The 20481-nt window shown below is 66.1% G+C and carries 8 protein-coding genes; 7 read left to right on the forward strand and 1 reads right to left on the reverse strand.

The window, feature by feature from the left end:
• Positions 1–100 precede the first annotated feature (100 nt).
• Positions 101–643, forward strand: coding sequence for a hypothetical protein (locus tag V1460_RS25140; protein ID WP_338675879.1), 543 nt, complete (start codon positions 101–103; stop codon positions 641–643).
• Between the two features lie 42 nt (positions 644–685).
• Here the strand turns inward: V1460_RS25140 and V1460_RS25145 are convergent, their stop codons facing one another.
• Positions 686–967 (reverse strand): hypothetical protein, encoded by a 282-nt coding sequence (locus V1460_RS25145; RefSeq protein WP_338675880.1) that lies wholly within the window; start codon positions 965–967, stop codon positions 686–688.
• Positions 968–1124: 157 nt separating this feature from the next.
• On the opposite strand from V1460_RS25145, the gene V1460_RS25150 reads away from it, so the two are divergent.
• From V1460_RS25150 to V1460_RS25175, 6 genes are all read left to right on the forward strand, one after another.
• On the forward strand, positions 1125–2363 hold the full coding sequence (locus V1460_RS25150; protein ID WP_338675881.1) for an ATP-grasp domain-containing protein: 1239 nt from the start codon (positions 1125–1127) through the stop codon (positions 2361–2363).
• A 257-nt stretch (positions 2364–2620) separates the two neighbouring features.
• On the forward strand, positions 2621–5530 hold the full coding sequence (locus V1460_RS25155) for an AAA family ATPase (RefSeq protein WP_338675882.1): 2910 nt from the start codon (positions 2621–2623) through the stop codon (positions 5528–5530).
• A 143-nt stretch (positions 5531–5673) separates the two neighbouring features.
• Positions 5674–7755, forward strand: coding sequence for a hypothetical protein (locus V1460_RS25160; protein WP_338675883.1), 2082 nt, complete (start codon positions 5674–5676; stop codon positions 7753–7755).
• A gap of 136 nt (positions 7756–7891) precedes the next feature.
• Positions 7892–13018: a type IV secretory system conjugative DNA transfer family protein gene (locus V1460_RS25165; protein ID WP_338675884.1), complete on the forward strand. Its 5127-nt coding sequence runs from the start codon at positions 7892–7894 to the stop codon at positions 13016–13018.
• Between the two features lie 166 nt (positions 13019–13184).
• Positions 13185–18731 (forward strand): hypothetical protein, encoded by a 5547-nt coding sequence (locus tag V1460_RS25170; RefSeq protein WP_338675885.1) that lies wholly within the window; start codon positions 13185–13187, stop codon positions 18729–18731.
• Between the two features lie 13 nt (positions 18732–18744).
• Positions 18745–20472 carry a hypothetical protein gene (locus V1460_RS25175; RefSeq protein ID WP_338675886.1) on the forward strand — a complete coding sequence of 576 codons (1728 nt, stop codon included), beginning with the start codon at positions 18745–18747 and terminating at the stop codon, positions 20470–20472.
• The last annotated feature ends 9 nt before the right edge of the window (positions 20473–20481 follow it).

Here is a 20481-nt window from a genome sequence, read left to right on the forward strand (position 1 = left end):
GTGAAGGGCGTTCGACGGGACTCGATGCCCTGTCCGGACGATGTGACTGCTCGCGGCCGACTTGTCAGATGACAGTCGGAACAAGCGGAAGGAAGAGATCATGGTACTCCTGAAGGGCAAGGGCGCGATGACCGGAGTCAACCTCATCGCAAGGGTCTACAAGAACGGCGTCACCAAGGACGGCAAGTCCCGGTACGCCGATGTCCAGGTCGACGCTCGAGATCCGCGCGGTCCGGAGCAGACGAACCTGCATCTGAAGTCCGATCGGGATCAGGGTGGGGACGGCAAGGTCCGCTACAACAACGGCGCTCCGTACTCCACCGGCCAGATCGAGGAGATCGTCAAGGCCGCGGGTCCGAACACCGAGCCGATCCTGAACAGGGACGGCAACGAGGTCGGTACCGTCTACGGCTTCAAGGGCAACGTGATGCCCGCGACGCGCGGCACTGGCCTGGTGGTCAACACCAAGTCCGTCGAGGCCTCCGAGTTCAAGGTCGACGACAAGACGCTGGAAAACCAGTTCGCGTCCATGCGCGCCGCATGCGAGGCACGGGCGGCGGCCAAGGAATCGCAGGCTCAGGCCCCGGCTCCCGAGGCCAAGCAGGAGCAGGCAGCCGAGGTCGATGAGCCGGCGGTCGGCTGAGACCGAGGTCGCGTCAAGCCTTATCCGAAAGGCCCCTGGATGTCACTGGGCGAACTCGCCGTCGCCGCAAGCAGAATGCTCGCCGTAGGCCTCGCTGCCGTGGGTGCCTCGATGTACTTGCGGCGCCGCTCCCGTCAGGGCGATCAGCCGGCCTCGCACGGCTGATCCACGGATCCCCAGCGCGTCCGCCTCATCCCCGCCGCCGTCTTCGGCAGCACGCTCAGCGTGAGCATCGTGCTCGTCGTGCTGCCGATGCCCGTGGCCGGCGCCCTGCCCTGCCTGCTCCTGGCCTGCGCCGTACTGCAGGGCGCGGCCACGGCCCATCGTCTTCCGCGGCCTGTGGCACCATCGCGCCTCCTACACGCCGAGCCGAACAGCCGCCGATCCCGCGGGCACCGGCCACCCGGCCGTTGCCCAGGCCGACGCGCCGCGCACAGCCTGACCTCGCCTCCAACCCGCCCGCCTCTTGGGGGAGTTCACCGTGTCCCATCCCATGCTCCTTGCCATCGGCTCCGGCCCGCGCCCCATGCGCGGCTACCTGCTGGAGCAGACCGCCGCCCACTACCCGCTGCTGCTGATCAACGACGCGCCCCTGACCTGGCAGAAGCCCTACGTCATCGACCACGAGATCGCCGATCTCAGCGACCCGATCGCGGTGAACACCGCCGCCGCCTCCCTCGCCGTGCGATGGCCCATCGTCGGCGTACTGACCTGGGACGAGTTCCACCTGATGGCCGCTGCCCGGCTCGCACACAGCCTCGGCGGACTGCCCGGCAACACCCTCGCGGCCGTCGCCGCCGCCCGGGACAAGGCCACATCCCGCCAGCGCTTCGCCGCCGCCGGAGTACCCTCCGCCGCCTCCACCTGGGTGCACTCCCTGGACGCCGCGGCCTCGGCGGCAGAACGCGTCGGCTACCCGGTCGTCATCAAGCCCGCCGCCTACACCGGCAGCATCGGCGTCATCCGCGTGGACACCATCGCCGATCTGCCCGCAGCCTGGGCCATCGCCTCCGCCGGCGCCGTCCACCAAGGCCCGGACGGAGACGGCGTCCTCGTGGAGGAGTACCTCCACGGAGACGAGATCTCCGTGGAAAGCGTCACCCACCGCGGCGTCACCAGCGCCGTGGCCGTCACCCGCAAAGCGGTCGGCTTCGCCCCCTACTTCCTGGAGACCGGGCACAGCGTCAGCGTCGGCGACCCGCTCCTGTACGAGGTCGCCCCCGTCGCCGCGGCCGCCCTGGAGGCGCTCGGCATCACCCACGGCGTCAGCCACACCGAACTCCGCCTCACTCCACAGGGGCCGAAAGTCATCGAGGTCAACGCCCGCCACGGCGGCGACCTCATCGGCGAACTCGTGCGCCTGGCGACCGGGATCTCCCTGCCCCTGGCCGCCGCCGCCCTCGCCTGCGGCGAAATCCCTAACCTGCGCCCCACCCGGCGGCGCAGCGCCGCCATCGGCATGATCTACCCGCCCGCCGAGGGCATCGTCACCCACCGCGGCCTGCGGCCCGGCAGCGACCAGCATCTGGAGCACTTCCAGTGGCTGTGCGATGTCGGTGACACCGCCACCCTCACCCCCTCCAGCACCACGCCGAACAACATCCGCGCCGGGTACGCGGTCGTCAGCGGCGACAGCGCGCACGACGCCCAGCAGCACCTCGCCGATATCCTCGCCCGCGCCGAGGTGAAGGTCACCTCCACCGTCCCCCGCGCCGCGTGAGCAACTCCGGCTCGCCGCCCGCTGCTTGAAGGCGAGCGCTTCAACCACCAGTTCGAGCGACCCCCGACGCCGGAGGGCAGCGAATCCGCGTACGGCGGATAAGCGACCCGCGACCAGCGCACGGAACGAAAGGCCCCGGAGTCGACTTCAGAGACTCTCGCATTACCTATTCAATGCCCTATCGAATTCGACTCGTGATAGGATTTTAACTGATTTTCCAGTCGAATCATCAATCCAGTCGAGAGGTCTTGCGCGGCATGTTCCACGAGGCACAGCTCGATGAGCGCTACCCACTCCTGTCCAAGCTCTCGCAGCCACTGAAGAAGGCCGAGCGCGACATCGTCGGCCGTGAGCGCGAGACGATGCAGCTACTGGCCTCGATGTGTCGCCCCGAGCTGTGCAATGCGCTTCTGCTGGCCGAAGCCGGAGCGGGCAAGACCGCGTTGGTCCAGGCCACGATGCTCGTGGATCCGGATCGCCTCTATCTTGAAGCGGACCCGGCACGCATGATCTCCGAGGCGGGCGACGCCGAGACCATGGCCGCGATGCTCAAGGGCTTCTTCGACGAGGCTGAGCGCTTCGTCAAGGACGAAGCGCACGAACTGGTCCTTTTCATCGACGAGTTCCACCAGATCATCCAGCTCTCCGACGCCGCGGTCGAGGCGATCAAGCCGGTCCTCGCCGCCTCGGGACCTCGTGGTATCAGGATCATCGCGGCGACGACTTACGAGGAGTTCCACCAGCACATCTCGTCGAACCAGCCGCTTGTCGAGCGCTTGCAGCGCATCAACCTCAACCCGCCGGGCCAGGAGACGACGATTACCATCCTCAAGGGGATGGCCGAGCGCTACGGGGTGGCCGACGAGTTCTACGACGACCACATCTTCCGGCAGATCTACGAGTACACCCAGCGCTACATGCCGGCCAGCGCCCAGCCGCGCAAGTCGATCCTCGTACTCGACTCCATGGTCGGCTGGCATCGCCTGACGCACCGGCCGATGGACCGGGACCTGCTCTCGGACGTGCTCATGGAGTCCCTGAACGTGAACGTCGCATTCCGGGTCGACGGCGCGAAGATCAAGAAGCATCTGGATACGAAGGTGTTCAGCCAGGACCTGGCAACACATGCGGTGGCAAGACGGCTGCAGCTGTCGGTGGCGGACCTCAACGACAAGGGAAAACCGATGGCGAGCCTGCTGTTCACGGGCTCAACGGGCGTCGGCAAGCTCTGCGTCGATTCGACGCGTGTTCCAGTCTATTCGCGGGATGGCGCGGTCGCGTGGAAGCGTCATGGGGATCTGGTTCCCGGGGACTTCGTGTTCGGTCGTCATGGTCGACCGATCGAGGTGCTCGGACACTTCCCGCAGGGCATGCAGGACGTCTACCAGGTCACGCTGTGGGATGGCCGCACACTCGACGTCGGCGGTCCGCACCTGTGGACGGTCTACACGGCTAAGCAGCGCTCCAACAAACACGCTGGCAAGGACGTGGAGCCGGTGACGTTGACGACCCTGGAGATGCTCGAGCGTGGCGTGGTGCGCACGTACGCCGGGGACCTTCGCGAGCACCTCAAGTTCTTCATTCCCGCCAACGAGGCGGTCGAATGGACCGAGCGAGACTTGGGGGTCGACCCTTACGTCCTCGGTGTGCTCATCGGCAATGGGTGCCTTAGGGAGTCGCAGCTGACGCTGTCCTCGGCCACAGACGACGCGGATCAGACCGTGTGGACGGTCGGCGAGTGGCTGGGGTCGGAGCCGAAGCAGGCAGGCAACGGCTACAACTGGCACTTCCCGGCCGGATGGGCGCATCCCAACGGCCGGGGCGAGGCTCTGCATCAGACGAAGGACGTTCTGGCCTCCGTCCCGGAACTCGTGGGCACCTACTCCGCTGACCGCCGCATCCCGGAGGCGTACAAGCACGCCTCGGTCAAGCAGCGCTGGGCGTTGGTGAGGGGCCTGTTCGACACCGATGGGACTATCGACGGCACATCTGGGCGCTTCAACGTGTCGTACTCGACCGTTTCGAAGGGCCTGGCCGAGGATCTGCAGGACGTGCTCTTCTCTCTCGGCATCTCGAACTCTCTGAAGACATCGCGGCGTACCAAGGAGGATCGTCGCGAACTGGTCGAGTACAGCGTCCACGTCAAGGTGGGCAACGCGGACAAGGTGCAGTTCTTCGAGCTCCCGCGCAAACGTGAGATCGCTGCGCGGGCGGCGCGAGAGACGTCGGGTCGCGAGCGCGTGAAGAAGTTCGACATGGTGGGCGTCAAGTCGATCGAGAAGCTGCCGGAGCAGCAGAGCTCGTCGTGCATCTACGTCAACGACGAGGAGCACCTCTACCAGGCTGGTCGGTTCGTGGTCACGCACAACACTGAGCTCACGAAGCAGCTGGCGCGACTGCTGTTCGGTGACGACCAGCGGCACCTGATCCGGTTCGACATGACGGAGTACGCCGAGGACTCGTCGTTCACGGCGTTCCGTTCTGAGCTCACCAAGCGCGTGTGGGACCTCTCCCACGCGGTGCTGCTCTTCGACGAGGTCGAGAAGGCTTCGGCGTTGGTCACGCGCGTACTGCTGCAGGTGCTCGACGACGGCCGGCTCAACGACGACAACAACCGCGAGGTGAGCTTCCTCAACACCTACATCGTGCTGACGACGAACGCCGGCTCGGAGATTTACAAGGACATCGCGCAGTACGCGGCGGACGACACCGGTTCGGGCAAGCATCTGCTGGAGTACGAGAAGCTCATCCGCCGCTCGATCTCCTCGACGACGGGCGACAACCGGTTTCCGCCCGAGCTGCTGGGCCGTATTGACGCGATCGTGCCTTTCCAGCCGCTGTCCCTGCCGACGCAGCAAAAGATCGTGCGGAAGAAGCTGCGCCAGATGGTGCAGGAGGTGTTCGTCAAGCACAACGTGCGGGTCGACGTCGATGCGACGGTCCTGCAGTACCTCATCGAGGACAAGGGTGACACCGACTCTGATGCCGGCGGTGCGCGTGCGGCTGTGGCGAAGCTGACCGACGAGGTCACCACTGCGGTGGCGACCTTCCTCAACGAGCACCCCTCGGAACGACGGATCCGCATCGACGTCGTCGGCGACCTGGTCAGCGACAACAAGAACCTGCTGAGTTCCGACGCCTACGTCGAGGTCAGCGCTGTGCGATGAACCGGTCGAGTACAGCTGGAGCGAGTCGACTCGTGCATCGATAGCCATTTCACGCCCTCATGATTGCCCACTTTCATAAGAGGACGATAAGATACTCATAAATCAGTCGAACCGTGTCGCATCAGCGAAGGGATCGAGCATCAATGGGCATTCTGGGAGCGGCGGTCAGCCACAAGAAGGAACGGAGGAAGAAGCCCGACGAGCTTCTGGCCTCCGTCGTGAGGGAGACGGCGATCCCGGCGGCGGTCGAGTTGCTGCGGTCGAACACGCGGTTCGTCTTTCCCAGCGGTACGGCCTGGGTGATGCTCGTGCTTGCAGCCGACTCGATCGGCGGCTTGAGCAAGCGGCACGGCCGGGACGAGGCGAAGGGCTCGATCATCGAGCTCATCAGCTCCGACCAGATCCGCACGGTGGCCACGGCGGAGATGCTCGAAGAGGAGGTCTTTGGCATCATCCCCACCGACGAGACTCTCGCGCGCATGGAGGAGTACTCGCTGCTCACCGGTGCCACCTACGCCTGGGCCGTCGTGTGGCAGAAGCCCAGCGGCGACCTGCTCATCGACCTGGTGAACGATGCGACCTTCGCACAGGCGCGCTTTGTCGCTGCAGGTACCACGAGCCTCGAAGAAGCCGTGGGCAAGAAGGCATGGGAGGAGCACAGCGGCCTGGTCGACGCGGCTGGAGCCACTGGTCCCGTCCCCGCCGTCCTCGGGGAGGACGAGGGGGATGCGATCTTCGACGAGATCCCCGGTGTCGAGGGGGCTGACGAGGGCTTGGACGACGAGCCGCTCTTCAGCGACGTCATCGACGCGAATGAAGGGGCAAACGCACCCATGTTCGACGAAGGCGCCGCAGGTATCGACGACGCGGGCACCGTCCCGGTCGAGTCGGAGCCGGACTACGACGGAGGCGAGGTGGCCGGCTACGAGGGCTTCGACGAGACCGACGTCGGCCACGGTATCGAGGGCGACGGGGGCGACGGCTACCAGGAGGCCGGCGACACTGTGCTGCTGGCCGATCAGGCCCAGGTGCGCGACGTCATCGCCCGCCGGTTCCTCTCCGAGGAACTGGGCCTGGACGTCCGGCTCGATGAGTTCAACGCGACCTTCGCCATCGGCGCGCCCGTCGTGCGGATCGCTGTGCCCGAGGGCTCGACGGAGTGGCTCGGGGACCAGATAGCCCAGCTCAACCGGCAGGCCAACGCAGACCTGATGCAGCTCCGTTCCGCGCACGAGGATGAGCTGCGTGCGCTCTACGTCAACCTCATGTCGGCGCACACCGAGCAGGTCATCCGCGATGTAGCCACCGATCGGGCGGGCTCCCGGTACAAGCTGCTGAAGGACGCCGCCGAGGCCGAGCACCGGCAACGGCAGACAGAGAAGGATGAGAAGATCCGGGCCCGCCGGGCGGAGATCGCCAAGGACTACGAGTCGCAGGCCTCCAAGGTGGCCCAGCAGGCGGCGCTCTCGGCGGAACTGCAGTACAAGGAGCGCAACCGCTCGAAGATGGAGCGCGAGCAGATCGACTCCGTCGCCGAGATCGAGCGGGACATCGAGGATACCCACGCGCACAACCAGCAGGAAATCCTGCGGGTCCGGCGTTCGGACGCGACGCTGAAGATGCAGACCGGGCAGACACGGATCTTCGAGGTACTGGCCGAACGGCAGTCGGAGTACCTGGCGGCCGAGGAAGAGTGCCTGAACCAGTGGAAGTCCGAGATCCAGCGAATCGTCGACGACAACCGCAAGGCCGACATCGCCCAGTCCGAGGCACTGGCCGAGCACCTGCGGACCACGGACGAGATCGGCGTCCTGCGCCGGGAGCAGCAGGACCTCCTGGAGTCGGTGCGCTCTGAGCACGCCGACCGGATCCGCCGGATGGAGGACGAGCTCGAACGCAACCGCAAGGACGCCATCACGCAGATGACGGCTCGGGACGCCGAGTGGCAGCACAACATCGACCTGGAGAAGGAGAAGACCAACTCCCAGGTGGCGCGGGTCACCGACCTGCTCCAGCAGCTGTCGACGGTCGAGGATTCAGTGGCCAGGCGGTATGAGGTGCGCCTGGCGGAGATGCAGGCCGACAAGGAGTCCTACGCCAACGAGCTGGCTCGGGCCTCGGAGATGCAGAGCCGATCGAACAAGATCCTCGTCGTCATGATCGTCACGCTCTCGCTCCTGATGGGCGTGGCCGGCTTCATCGTCGGGGTGGTCTTGACCCGTTGAGCGGACCGGTCATGACCGACGGGGTGATCTAACGGCGCATGGGGCGCGTTCCCCATGCGCCGTCGTCGTCTGCGCAGGCAGGCGCACCGGACGGCAGGACAGCAGAACGAGCGAGGCTCGAGAGTAAGGGATCACGATGGCCACGAACAGGCGGCAGGCGGCACGGCCGAAGGCGAGCAGCTGGGACAAGATCTCGGCGCGGACGCCCGGCGAGACGCTGACGAACCGAGACGTCCACGACAACCAGCAGCTGGACCGCAGCAAGTTCCTGACCCTGAGGTCGACCAGACCGGGCATCGGCATCGCGGTGATGACCGGCGTGCTGGTGACGATCGTCGCCTGGGTCTTCTACTCGCTCATCGCCACGGCGGCGCTCTCGGTGGGCGCGTCCGTGAGTTCGGGTGTGTCCGGCAGCGGCACCGGCAAGCCGAGCACGTACTACGTCCAGGACACCACGACGGGCGCGGGCGGCTCGGTCATGAAGTGCTACCGGCCCCTGACCAAGGACGGCAACCCGGACGTGAAGGCGACGTGCTACCCCAGCGCTGAGGCTGTTCCGGTCCCCAGCTGGTACACCGCGGCCAAGGACGGCAAGCCCAGCGCCGAGAGGCCGGCTGAGCCCGAGAAGAACGCGACGACGGTCGGCAAGCAGCTGGCCGACGTCTCGGGGTTCAAGCTTTTCATCACGCTCGGCTCGGGTCTGATGGTCGCCCTCATCATCGGCACGTGGTTCTCGCGGAAGGTCGCCGCGGCAAACCTGATGAACACCACGAGCGACATCAACCAGTACCAGAACGACCAGCACATCGCTCTGCCGGAAGAGATCCAGCAGAACTACGACTGGTTCCCCGACGCCGGTGCTCACTCGAGCGTGCAGGTCAGCTCGATGCTCAGCCACATGATGCTCAAGAAGAAGGGTCTGGGCACCGTCGAGGTCGCCCAGCGCGCCAAGAACGACGTCATCGATGAGGAGGGGAACCTCGTCTACTACGCCGGCGAGGTCATGGACGACGACGAGAGCGATCCGCTGACGCAGACCCTGCCGATCATCGACGAAGACTTCGGCGACGAGCTGTTCGAGGCATCCGGGCTCCCCCATGACAAGGCCCTGCGGCAGAAGTACGACACGACGCGGATCCCGTACAACCCTGACGGCAAGAACCGGGACAAGCTCGGCTTCAGGTCGGACACGTACAAGACCGTCGCTGCCCTGATCAAGGAGGACTGGACGTTCCCCGCGTACGAGGTCCAGCGCCCGGCCGGGGCGTACGTGGTCGATACCGCGCCGGTGAACACCATGGTGCTGGCCATCACCCGAGCCGGTAAGGGCCAGACATACATCGAGCCGATCATCGACATGTGGTCGCGGGAGAAGAAGCCCTCGAACATGGTCATCAACGACCCCAAGGGTGAGTTGTTGGTGAAGAACTACGTGCCCCTGGTCACACGCGGGTTCGAGCCGGTGCAGTTCAACCTGATCAACTCCATGAAGACCGACATCTACAGCCCCCTTGGGCTGGCGGCCGACGCGGCGCGTGAGGGCAACTTCACCAAGTGCGCACTGTACGTGGAGAACATCGCCGGGATCTTCTTTCCGCTCGACGGCGGCGAGGACCCGGTCTGGCCCAATGCCGCCAACAACGCCTTCAAGCGCGCGGCCTACGGACTCATCGACTTCTACCTGGAGGAGGAGCGGGAGCTGCGCAGCGCCGCAGCCGTGCTGAATATGGACCCGGCGCTGCTGGAGCAGAAGCTCGATGACCTCTGGGGCAAGGTCACGCTCTACAACTGCTACCAGCTCTTCGTGCAGATGAGCTCGAAGAAGATCAAGAACCCTGAGGCCGAGCTGGAGAAGCGGGTCAAGGCCGGCGAGTTCGAGAACAACGAGGACGCCCTGGCCGAGGAGCAGGAGAAGGCGGCGGCCCAGGCCTTCATGTGGGAGGGCAAAGCCGATCAGGACATGCTCAGCCTGTACTTCAACGCGAGCGAGGAGCTGCCCCGCAACAACATGCGCACGCTGGTGGGCAACGCCCACAACGCGCTGCGCTCGATGGCCGGCGCGGAGAAGATGCTGGCCTCGGTGTACGGCATCGCGATCACCGCCATGTCGTTCTTCACCGACCCCACGATCTCGACGCTGACCTCGGGCAAGCCCTCGCAGAACACCGACCTGGCCGGCCTGAGCTTCCCGCGTCGCCTCGGCGTGCGCTTCGCGCCGAACTACGTCAAGCGCGACCACCTCGTCGGTCAGCAGGCCGTGTGGTCGGCCTACGCAGACCCGATGTTCACCGAGAACCTGGGTGAGGACTTCGAGCACGAGGAGATCGTCGGCCGCGAGGGTTGGGCCCGGTACAACTTCAAGGGCAAGTTCCCTGGCGACGATGCCTGGCTCAAGCTGGAGCTGGTCAACCCGCAGACGAAGATGCTGGTGCGGACCTTCTACTTCAGCTTCACGAAGAACTACCAGGTCTCGCTCAACGGCCGGCACTACGTGGTCGAGCCGGTGACGGGCAAGAAGATCGTGAAGAACGGCGTGATGCGTGAGCTGAAGCCGGTACGTGAGGGCGGCACCCGGGACGGGAAGATTCTTTCCTTCCAGCCCGGGGACACGCTCTACCCGGACACGCGACTCGACTTCTCCGGCGGCGGCAACCCGGAGAAGGTCTCGTATCAGGCACGGGCGATCACGCAGACGCTGTCGCGCTACTCGGAGTCCCCCAAGGCGCTGTTCCTGGTGACTCCGCCTCACCTGATGAAGTACGCGAAGCTGATCCTGATTCTGGTCAAGCAGCTGTTCGACGTGAGCGCCGACCAGGCGTACATGACGAAGTCGAACCAGAAGCCGCTCTACCGCACGCGGTTCATGCTCGACGAGCTCGGCAACCTGCAGTCGGAGGGCAAGGGCATCGACGGCTTCGAGACGATGCTCTCCATCGGCCTGGGCCAGGAGCAGCAGTTCACGCTCATCCTGCAGACCCTGCAGCAGTTGCGCGACGTCTACGGCGAGAGCGTCGACAAGATCGTGCAGGGCAATGCTGCCCCGCTTCGCTCTCTCATCGCCGTCCCTAATGGGTGGAAGCGCATGGGCGACATCAAGGTCGGCGACGAGGTGCTCACGCCGTTCGGCACGGTCACCACGGTGACCGGGGTCTATCCGCGAGGTGTGCGCCCGGTCTACCGGCTCACCCTGCGTGACGGCTCTTCGGCCGAGTCGTGCAACGAGCATCTGTGGCCGATTGAGCGCTGGAAGTCCAGCGTGAAGTACCTGGGAGGGAAGACCGAGGACGGCACGAGGGCGTACATCGGCGGCAATGATGGCAAGACCGCCGAGCGTGTCACCGAGGTCGTCACCACCGATGAGCTGAAGTCGCGCGTCGACAAGGGTCGTCAGGTCGACCTGCCTCGAATCATGCCGGTGGCTTACCCGAAGGCCGACCTTCCGATCGACCCTTACGTTCTGGGTGCTCTCATCGGGGACGGGCATATCGGCAAGGCTGGTTTCTCCTTGCTCTCGTGCAACGACGAGGAGATCGTGGAGGAGATTCGTCGTCGTGACCACACGGTCTCGGAGTACAAGGTCAAGGACGGACACTGCTCGACGTACAGCGTCCTTGGAGTCAGCAAGCACCTGCGCGAGCTCGGCATCGCGGGTAAGCGCTCGTGGGAGAAGTCGATCCCGGCCGCTTACCTGTTCGGTTCGGTGCAGCAGCGGACCGACCTGCTGCGCGGTCTCATGGACACCGACGGCACGATCAGCCGCAAGGGCGAGATGGAGTTCACCTCCGCGAGCCGCGAGCTGGCTGAGGACGTCCAGAAGCTCGTGCGCTCCTTGGGCGGTCGTGTGGCGATCAACGTCAAGACGAACGTCAAGTACACCTCGCCGAACCAGCCGACGCCGAAGGAGGCCAGGGACGCCTACCGCGTGCAAAACATCCGGCTGCCCGAGATCAACCCCTTCCTGCTCTCACGCAAGGCGGAGCGCTGGCGCGACCGTGCACGCGGATTCAATCGTGTCGTCAGCGTCGAGTACGTGCGAGACGAGGAGGTGCAGTGCGTCCGCGTCGCCGACGAGCGGCATCTCTACCTCACCGACGACTTCATCCCGACGCACAACACCTCGAACATCGTCTTCCTCAAGTCCACGGACGATTCGATGATCGAGACGCTGGAGAAGATGAGCGGCAAGACGCACCGGTCGTACCGGGACAGCAAGCAGATCAGCCAGGATCTCGACAAGGTCATCGGCGGCAAGACCGAGGGCCGGGTCTCCTACACGATGAACACCAAGGAGGAGCCGCTGATCAGCTACAACGACATGGCGTTCCTCTCGCCGCGCAATTCGATCGTCTTCCGGGCCGGCGACGCGCCGATATGGAACCGCAACCAGACGATCCTGCCGATGTCCTACCGGCTGCTGGGGAACACGATCAAGCACCCGGGGCACACGTACTCACTGCAGACGATCCCGACCCTGTCCAGCGCCATGGACTTCGACGTCCGGATGAACCAGCCGGACTTCGTGAAGATGCTGGACAAGCGCATGCGGCAGGCGGTCAAGGCCGCGGACGCGAAGGCGCAGTACAAGGAGATCTACGGCTACCAGGAGGTCGACATCGAGCGCCTGGACCCGGATGTCTACGCCGACGAGGTCATGGAGGTCATCACGACGATGACCACGGTCGACGAGGGCCAGGACCCAGGCGCCCCGGTGGTCGTCGACCCCGACGAGTACGAGGGGATGAGCATGTTCGACGAGGACCAGTTCATCGAGAACGTCGAGGTCGGGGTTGCGATCGCCGAGAGTCAGGCGGTCAGCGCCGAGCGGCAGCGTCTGCTCTACGCCGAGGGGACGATCAGCAAGGAGATGCTGGTCAACCCCGACGGCTCGGCGAAGGTCAAGAGCCTGGACATCGAGATCGGTGAGGCCTACAAGTCGGCGCAGACCGAGTTGGAACAGGATCGCGAGCACTTCTCTGTCGGCGGCGACGGCGAGCTGCGCAGCGCCGATGGGTCCCAGACGTACATCAGCCAGATCCGCTCGGACGCGTACGCCCATGCGGCCCGCCGGATCAACGGCCATGTGAACGACGAGGACTCCCGGGTGTTCGCGGAGGAGGATGTCACCGAGGAGGACCTGAAGTCGCTGGCGACGGTGAAGGTCCACTCGGCCTTCTACCAGTACCTGGCCTCGCTGCCGAGCTGGGAGGTGCTGGCCGACGGCCGGTTCGACCGGGCCATGGCCATCGAGATGAACTCGAAGTAGCCGACGGCCGCTTGGGGGCCATACAAGGATCACGGCCAGTGCCGAGGCCATCTCTCGACTAAGAGAGACAGCCTCAGCACTGGCCTTTCTAATAGCCTCTCACTCTCTTTCGATAGGCGAGGTAGGCTCTATGCAACCCGGAGCATCCACAGGAGGCTGATTAATCATGAAGAAGGCGCACGGACTGCGCGGGTACTTCTACGAATACGTCTACTACAAGGCAGTCGAGCAGGCCCGGGAACAGGCCGGACAGGTCGTTCCGATCTCTCAGGCCAAGGAGATCCGCGCCCGCATCGACGAGATCCTCGGCCAGCGGGGCACTGCGCTGGCCGACCCGCGGCTGGGCGTCACGGACTGCCTCTCCGCCATCGACCAGGCGTTCGCGGAGAAGGTGTCCGACTACGAGCCGCAGTTCGGTGACCATTCCCCGCAGAACGAGCGCTACCAGCAATCGCAGCGGGAGTTCACCCGCGTCACCGGTGTCGGTGCCCGGGTAGACCCGAAGTCGGCCCGGCTGCCGATCAGCCCCTATGACCCCGACTGGTCCGAACGCGCGACCGTGAAGCGCGCCGGGACCGCGCTGGTGTACCTGCCGGACGAGACGATCGCACGCGTGGCCGGCGGCGAGGTGGAGACCCTGGCCGACCCGCGGCGCGGAAACATGGTGCTCTGGCGCATCGACAACGAGGGCAAGCCGTTTGAGGCAGGCCGCGCGATGACGAACGACGACGCCGCTGGACTCACTGCGCTGATGGACAAGATGAGCCGGCAGGAGTACGACCAGGTGCGCGAGTGGGTCATCGATGGCGGCCGGGACCCGCAGACGAACCGTGTCGACCGCAACCGCTTCATGTCCCAGCGCGCCGTGGAGCGCTCGGCAGCACTGCTCGAAGAGCTGAAGGCCCAGGGCGTGTCCTACGAGGTGATGCGCGACCGCGAGCCAGGGCAGATCAAGGCGAAGATCGCCAGGACCGGCATGGAGATTCGCCTGACCGACGCACGTCAGGAGGGGTACGCCGGAGCTCGGATCTACGACAACGGCACCGTGCTGCGCTACTCGACGAATTACCGGGTTCCCGGCGGCGTGGCGGTCTACTCCCCCTCGCCGGCGGAGGCCGTTCAGTTGCTGCGCTTCGCGCAGGGCCATCGCGTCGAGCGCACGGATCTGCCGGGGCACGCCGTCGGCGAGACCGGCACGACGCACCAGGAGCGCGGCCGTGGCCGCACGGTGGTGGATGTACCCGACAGCTATCACGTTGACCGCGAGACGATGTTCGTGGTCGGCGACTACGTGGCGCCCGGTGAGTCCGGTCCCCGGCCCGGCTCGAAGGTGATGCTGCGCCGGGACGCGAAGAACCGCTCACTGCCGGCCTTCTTCGTCGACGCTGAGCCGGCCGAGGCCTATGCGAAGGCCGCCGTCGAGAGTGCTCGGGCGAACCTACAGGCAGCCCTTGGCGTCGAGGATCTCATTGCTCGTGCCGAGGCGGAGCTGGAGCGAACCGGCGGACATTTGGATGCGATCGAACCGCCGGAGTATTCGGCTGACTCTGAGATCGCTGCGATCCAGCGCTCGTACTGGGACGTACTCACCGGCGCGCACAGCGATCTGCTGCGCCCGGGTGCGACCGAAGAGATGTACCAGGAACGGCTGGAGAAGATCGGCGAGCTGCAGGCCGACGAGGCACCAGATATGGGCAACCTCGTCTACAGCGGCACCGTCGTCGAGAAGGTCCGGCAGCACGCCGAGGACGTTCCCTTCGAACTCATCGGGACCTGGGAGGCGGAGCCCCACGACGTCGACGGCGAGTGGGTCGATCAGCGCTTCAACCCGGAGCGGGTGGCGCGGTACATGACCAGCCCCACCGGGCAGTGGTCGAATCTCGACAACCTTGCCTCGGCGCTTCGTCGTTGTGGGATCCCTCCTGTCGAGATGATGGGCTCAACCTTCCAGACGACCCGGTTCAAGGACCGGCTCGTCCGCTTCGACGCCGAGCGCTGCGTGCCGATCGCCGATCATGAATCTGCGTTCATTCGGCGCATCGGGATCACCGTGCGTGAGAGCATCGAGCGCAACGCGGCGACGGTCTCCGAGATCCTGGTCGACGAGCAGGGCGTCATCCGCTGGAGTGGCGAGAAACTGCGCCGTGACGGCAAGGGGACTCCGATCTCGGGTGAGATCGGCCAGGTCTTCGATGTCGGCGAGTACGGCGAGATCACCACCGCCTTCGCCAGCGGGCAGAACGCCCTTATCGTGCCGGGCTACGAAGCCACGATCACGGCCCAGGCTCCGGGCGAGGCGCCGACCTCGGTCGAGGAACGCACGCGCCTGCGCGGCTACGAGCAGCTTATGCACGAGCGCATCCAGTACCAGATCGCCGGCGACCTCATCGCCGGGCGCAGCGAGACCGGCGAGCCCTCCTCGCTCAACGCGGTCTACTCGCAGCTGTACGGCACGAAGCACCCAGTCGACTTCATCGAGCGCGCCACCACGTACCGGCTCGACGAGTCCACCGGCGAGATCAAGGCGCACTTGGACCAATGGACGGCCGCGATCCTGCGGACCGAGGCGCGCCGTGTGCGCTACCCCAACGAGATCAAGGCCGGCTCGACGGTCTACGCCGAGTACCGGGCCCAGCGCGACCGAACTGATCCGGCTGACGACAACCGCTTCGACGCCTGGCGGCTCACCGGCGGGCGGAACATGACGGTGCTCACCGGCAAGGACCGGAACAACGTCGCTGCGCCCAGCGGCTACTTCGACCCGGTGATGACCGGAGGCGCGACCAACCAGGGCATCGTGCGGTACCTGACCACTCAGGCCCAGGTCGACGCCGATGGCCGGATCGTGCCAGGCGACGAAAGCGTGGCCGGACAGCGTGCGCCGCTCATGGCTCTCCCCGAGCTCGAGACGCTGCAGTACGACCCTTTCGACCGCCAGCAGATGACGGCCTCGACGATCATGCAGTCTTCCGAGGTCACCCAGCCCACCGGTACGGCTCTGATGACCTTCGGCGGCTGGACAGCTGATGACCCGATCGTGGTGTCGAAGGAGTTCGCGGAGCGCCACCGCATCCGCGGGGCCGGTGGTCAGGAGCGCGATCTCGTCGTGGGCGACAAGATCTCGGATCTGCACGGCAACAAGGGTGTGATCTCGCTGATCGTCGACCGGGGCATGCTTCTGCAGGACGCACGGGAGCAGGATGTCGTCGAAGAGGTCAGCTGGTTCCGGGCCAACCCGGGCCTGGACGTGGTGATGAGCCCGTTCAGCCTGATCTCCCGGCGCAACGCGGGCTCGGCGCGCGAGCTGATGAGCGGGAATGTCTCCGACCTGCGCTCCCCTAACGGAGAACTGCGGCCGAGTGCCCTGGGTGAGATGCGCTTCGTGGTCACCCATATGGCCGTCGACGAGAAGACGAAGATCTACGACGACGAGCAGGTGCGTGCCGGTAAGGGCCGTAAGGCATCCTCGCAGCTGGCCTGGGCGCTGCAGTCTCAGAACTGCCCGTCGATCATGCGCGAGTTCTACGGCCACAACAGCGGGGCCGAGTCGAACCTGCGCGAGTGCCTGCTGGTGACCGGCATGGACATGGACGCTGACGGCACACTGCGGGTGATCGGCCAGGCCGAGGACCTCGACGAGCGCCCCGAGCGCCGGTTCATCCCGATGCCCGAGCTGATGCGCACCCAGCCGCGCAAGGAGGGTCAGCTCCCGGGGCTCAACGCCACGGCGATGCGCAAATCCTTCGGCGATCTCATCGGCGACCGCGGCGGCGACATGGAGATCCCGTTTCCGCTCACGTATCCGACCGGTGAGCAGACCGAGATGGTGAGTGCGAGCTCGTGGAAGCTGCCGGTGATGTCCTCGCATCTGCGCAGTGGTCAGGAGTTCGAGGACGGGTCCTCCGTCACTCACGACCACACCCGCAGCTATCAGGACGTCTTCGTCGCGGCCTGCCGCTACCGCTACATGGCCGAGCAGCTGACCGGCCAGCGTCTGCCTGCGGAGAAGCGTGCCGAGGTGCGTCGCGACATGAGCGAGTCGGTCTCGCGCGCTCAGCGCGCCTTCGAGGCGATCACGACCGAGGTGCAGAACCGGGTGCTGACAGGCAAGAACAACATCTTCAAGACCGGGCTGATGGCCTCGCGGCTGACCGACTCGGCGACGATGGTGTGGACCTCAGATCCACGGCTGGATGTCGACCAGGTTGCGCTCAGCTCGGTCAAGGCCGAGCAGCTGGGGCTGGCCGAGGGCGAACACGCGCTGGTGTGGCGTGACCCGGTGCTCCGTGACGCCGGCGTGCGCTACATGCGGGTCGCGATCGACGACCGGCTCACCGGTGCCGCGATCAACCCGGTGATGGACGCTTGCTTCGACGGCGACTTCGACGGCGACGCCGTCGCCGTGGTGAAGTTGCACAGCGAAGCCGCGAAGGCCGAGGCCCTGGCGAAGCTCTCGGTGCCGGCCAACCTGTTGGACACCGGAGTGGTCAAGGGCGACGGCTCGCACCCGCTCGCCATGCAGGTCTCGCTGGACACCCAGGTCGCGCTCTCCAAGGACGCCGGACTGGCCGATGAGCTGGAGAGTTCGCGGAACGAGGCGAACCGGCTCCGGCTGCAGGCACTCACCGGCGCACAGGGGCCGGGGGACATCAAGCTCGCCCAGCAGGTCGTGACGGAGGAGCTGAGCGGGCTGTACCGCCAGGCGCAGCGTGGCGAGTTCGGTGCGGCACTGACGTTCTCGGATCGCGAGGCGCACCTGCAGAGCGTGCGCGAGGTCTGTGTCGAGACCGGCGCCAAGGGGAGCGAGAAGAAGCTCACCGACTACGCCCGGAACCTGGGCGATGCGCAGGGCACGCCCGGCATCACGCAAGCCGACCAGGAAGCCTCCATGTTCGCCACGGCGATCAAGGCCCACGGCACCGGCCTGGGCGGCTCGTTCAGCCAGCGCGCCGTACGCGCGCTGCGCGGCGAGGACCTCAAGGCCGTCCTGGAGGTCACCTACCCGGTGACCCAGTCGATCCTGCAGGCCAAGCACGACGCCGCCGAGGCCCGGCACAAGTACGCGATGCTCCAGGGCCCCGGCCGCGATCTCTGGAGGGGCCGCAGCATCGAGCGCGTCGGCCCGGGCCAGTGGCGCACGGCATTCCTCGACGGTGAGCCCGTCCAGGCTACGGCCGAGGAGTGGGAGAAGCAGTTCATTGAGTTCTACGAGTCCAAGGAGGGCTTCGCAGTCACGGTCAACCCGGACTATGTGGCCCGCGTGGCAAAGGCGCTGGAGGACCCGAGAACCGGGCTCATCCGCAACCTCGAAGAGGACCCGTCGCTGCGGGGCACCGTGATGGACCGGATGGCCTATGGTGGCGCGTTCGCCGACCTGGTCGAGGCAGCCAAGAACCGCGAGAGTGTCTACGACGGCGAGAAGAACGAGCAGTTCGCGGCCTTGGGGACTCGGAAGGCCCGAGCGGAGATGTCCCGGCAGCTCGAACAGCTGGGCTCCGGCGAGACGCGCAGTCTGGACAGCGCTGCGATTGCCGTCGATGACTCGGTGGTCAAGCCCGACGTGATCTCTCAGGACGCGGAGGCCTCGCGCACCCGCGGCTCGCATCGCCGCTCTGCGCATGCCGTGCGTGTGGGCGCCTCGCGCCCGGTCTACACGCCGAGTATCGAGATCGATCAGCCACAGGGCAACGACGACTACGGGGTGGGGTACTGAGGTGGCACAGCGCATGGAACTGGGAACGGGACCCGCGGGCCGCCCGCGCGCGACCAAGGTGCTTCCGGTGGACGACGATCGGCAGCAGGCCGACGAACCGCAGAGCAGCGCTTACGCCTACTGGAACTCACGCTCGGACGAGCCGATCGACGCCGAGGTGATCGACGAGCCCGGACCGGAGGACACAGACGGTTCGCGCGCCTGGCGCGAGCGGCTCCGGGACCGCGCGCGCGGGTTCTTCGGCGCGAAGACCCAGGAGCGGATGGCCGACCGCGAGCGCGTGCACTGGATCGACGTCGACCGGGCCGAGGACGAGACCGAGGGCCTGGACCAGCGCGAGCAGCTGCTCAAGCTCCGGGCGGAGACGCGGCTGGCCGGCGAGAAGTACATGGCCTCACTGCGGGACTCGAGGCTGCTGGTGCCCGGCTTCAACGACGAGGAACGGACGCAGGAGCTCGGCGTCATGCACCACGTCTACATGCAGATGATGATGCAGTCGTGTCTCAAGCCGCTCTCGCGCGGAGTGAATGCCAACTCGATCATCCAGGCCGTCGGCATGGTGATGACGATGCGGATGCTCGCCCCGGACTTCAAGAAGGAGATGGACAGCTACCTCCAGCCCCTCAAGGACAAGATCCAGGAGCGCATCGACACCAGGACCCGCGGCATGGTCGCCTCTGCCGAGAGCGGCATCGCGTGCCGGCAGAGGATCTTCAAGGACGTGCCGAGCGACGCCCGGCGCGAGCGCCTCGTCGGCAGCACGGATCCGCGTGATCACCTGACGAAGAAGTGGCGCAAGCGCTTCGACGCCATGCAGCACCGTGAGCGCGGCCACCGGGAGATGTTCACCCCGGATTCGGCAGCCATGACCGAGGTCGCGCTCATGGAGAACGTCTTCTGGAAGATGCGTGAGCCAGGCGCAGACGCCGGCCTGATCCGCGACAGCTACCGGGCGATGCGCAAGCGGCTGCACGAGCAGATGAGTGAAGACGGCCTGGAGCGCCAGGAGGTCGTCCAGCGCGCGCGAATGATCATCGGCGAGCGGATGGAGTACGAGCCCGAGCTGCGCACGATGTTCAACGGCGTGGCCCACGGCCGGATCGTCAAGGCCCCTGCGCACGAGGAGCGGATCGCGGGCTCGGACAGAGTCCGCACGGTCTGGAGCGGGGAGTTCGACGACCAGCTGGGCCAGCGTCTGCCTGAGGACGGGATGTTCACGCTGCGCCGGCCCATGGACGCGGACGCCCACCAGGTCCAGCTCGCCGAGACAATGAAGACCTCGATGCTCGACGCGCTAGGCCGCGGCGATCAGGAGGGCTACGGGGGCAACATGCTCGGCTACCTGGTCGGCTTCGCAGCACAGAAGCAGGGCTTGGACACCAGCGGGCTGCCCGACATGCTCCAGCACCGCCTGGACCAGTCCGAGGTGATGATCGCGAGCATGGACATCGACGGCCTGCCGCCCGAGGAGCAGCAGCGGGTCTATTCCAACGCCTACGTCGACGCGATGGAGGCAGTGAACGAGAAGTACCCGGATCTCGAGGCCGAGCTGAAGCAGAGCCTCGGAGAGAACTGGCAGCAGACGCTGCAGACGGCGGTCAACGACCCAGGTGCCTTCTTCGAGGAGCAGCGGCTCAAGCCGCGGTCGCGCCCTACCGGCCCGTCGTCCGAGCAGGAGGCCGGCCCGCAGAACGAGAGCCCGAACGCTGAGGCCGATGCCGAGGACTACCAGCCCGCCTGAGGGCGATCC

The organism is Streptomyces sp. SCSIO 30461 (assembly GCF_037023745.1).
Classification (GTDB): Bacteria; Actinomycetota; Actinomycetes; order Streptomycetales; family Streptomycetaceae; genus Streptomyces.

Excerpts from the sequence above, each read along its gene's own strand:
- V1460_RS25140 (WP_338675879.1), top strand. The coding sequence starts at position 101 with ATGGTACTCCTGAAGGGCAAGGGCGCGATGACCGGAGTCAACCTCATC.
- V1460_RS25145 (WP_338675880.1), bottom strand. The coding sequence starts at position 967 with ATGGGCCGTGGCCGCGCCCTGCAGTACGGCGCAGGCCAGGAGCAGGCA.
- V1460_RS25155 (WP_338675882.1), top strand. The coding sequence starts at position 2,621 with ATGTTCCACGAGGCACAGCTCGATGAGCGCTACCCACTCCTGTCCAAG.
- V1460_RS25160 (WP_338675883.1), top strand. The coding sequence starts at position 5,674 with ATGGGCATTCTGGGAGCGGCGGTCAGCCACAAGAAGGAACGGAGGAAG.
- V1460_RS25165 (WP_338675884.1), top strand. The coding sequence starts at position 7,892 with ATGGCCACGAACAGGCGGCAGGCGGCACGGCCGAAGGCGAGCAGCTGG.
- V1460_RS25170 (WP_338675885.1), top strand. The coding sequence starts at position 13,185 with ATGAAGAAGGCGCACGGACTGCGCGGGTACTTCTACGAATACGTCTAC.
- V1460_RS25175 (WP_338675886.1), top strand. The coding sequence starts at position 18,745 with ATGGAACTGGGAACGGGACCCGCGGGCCGCCCGCGCGCGACCAAGGTG.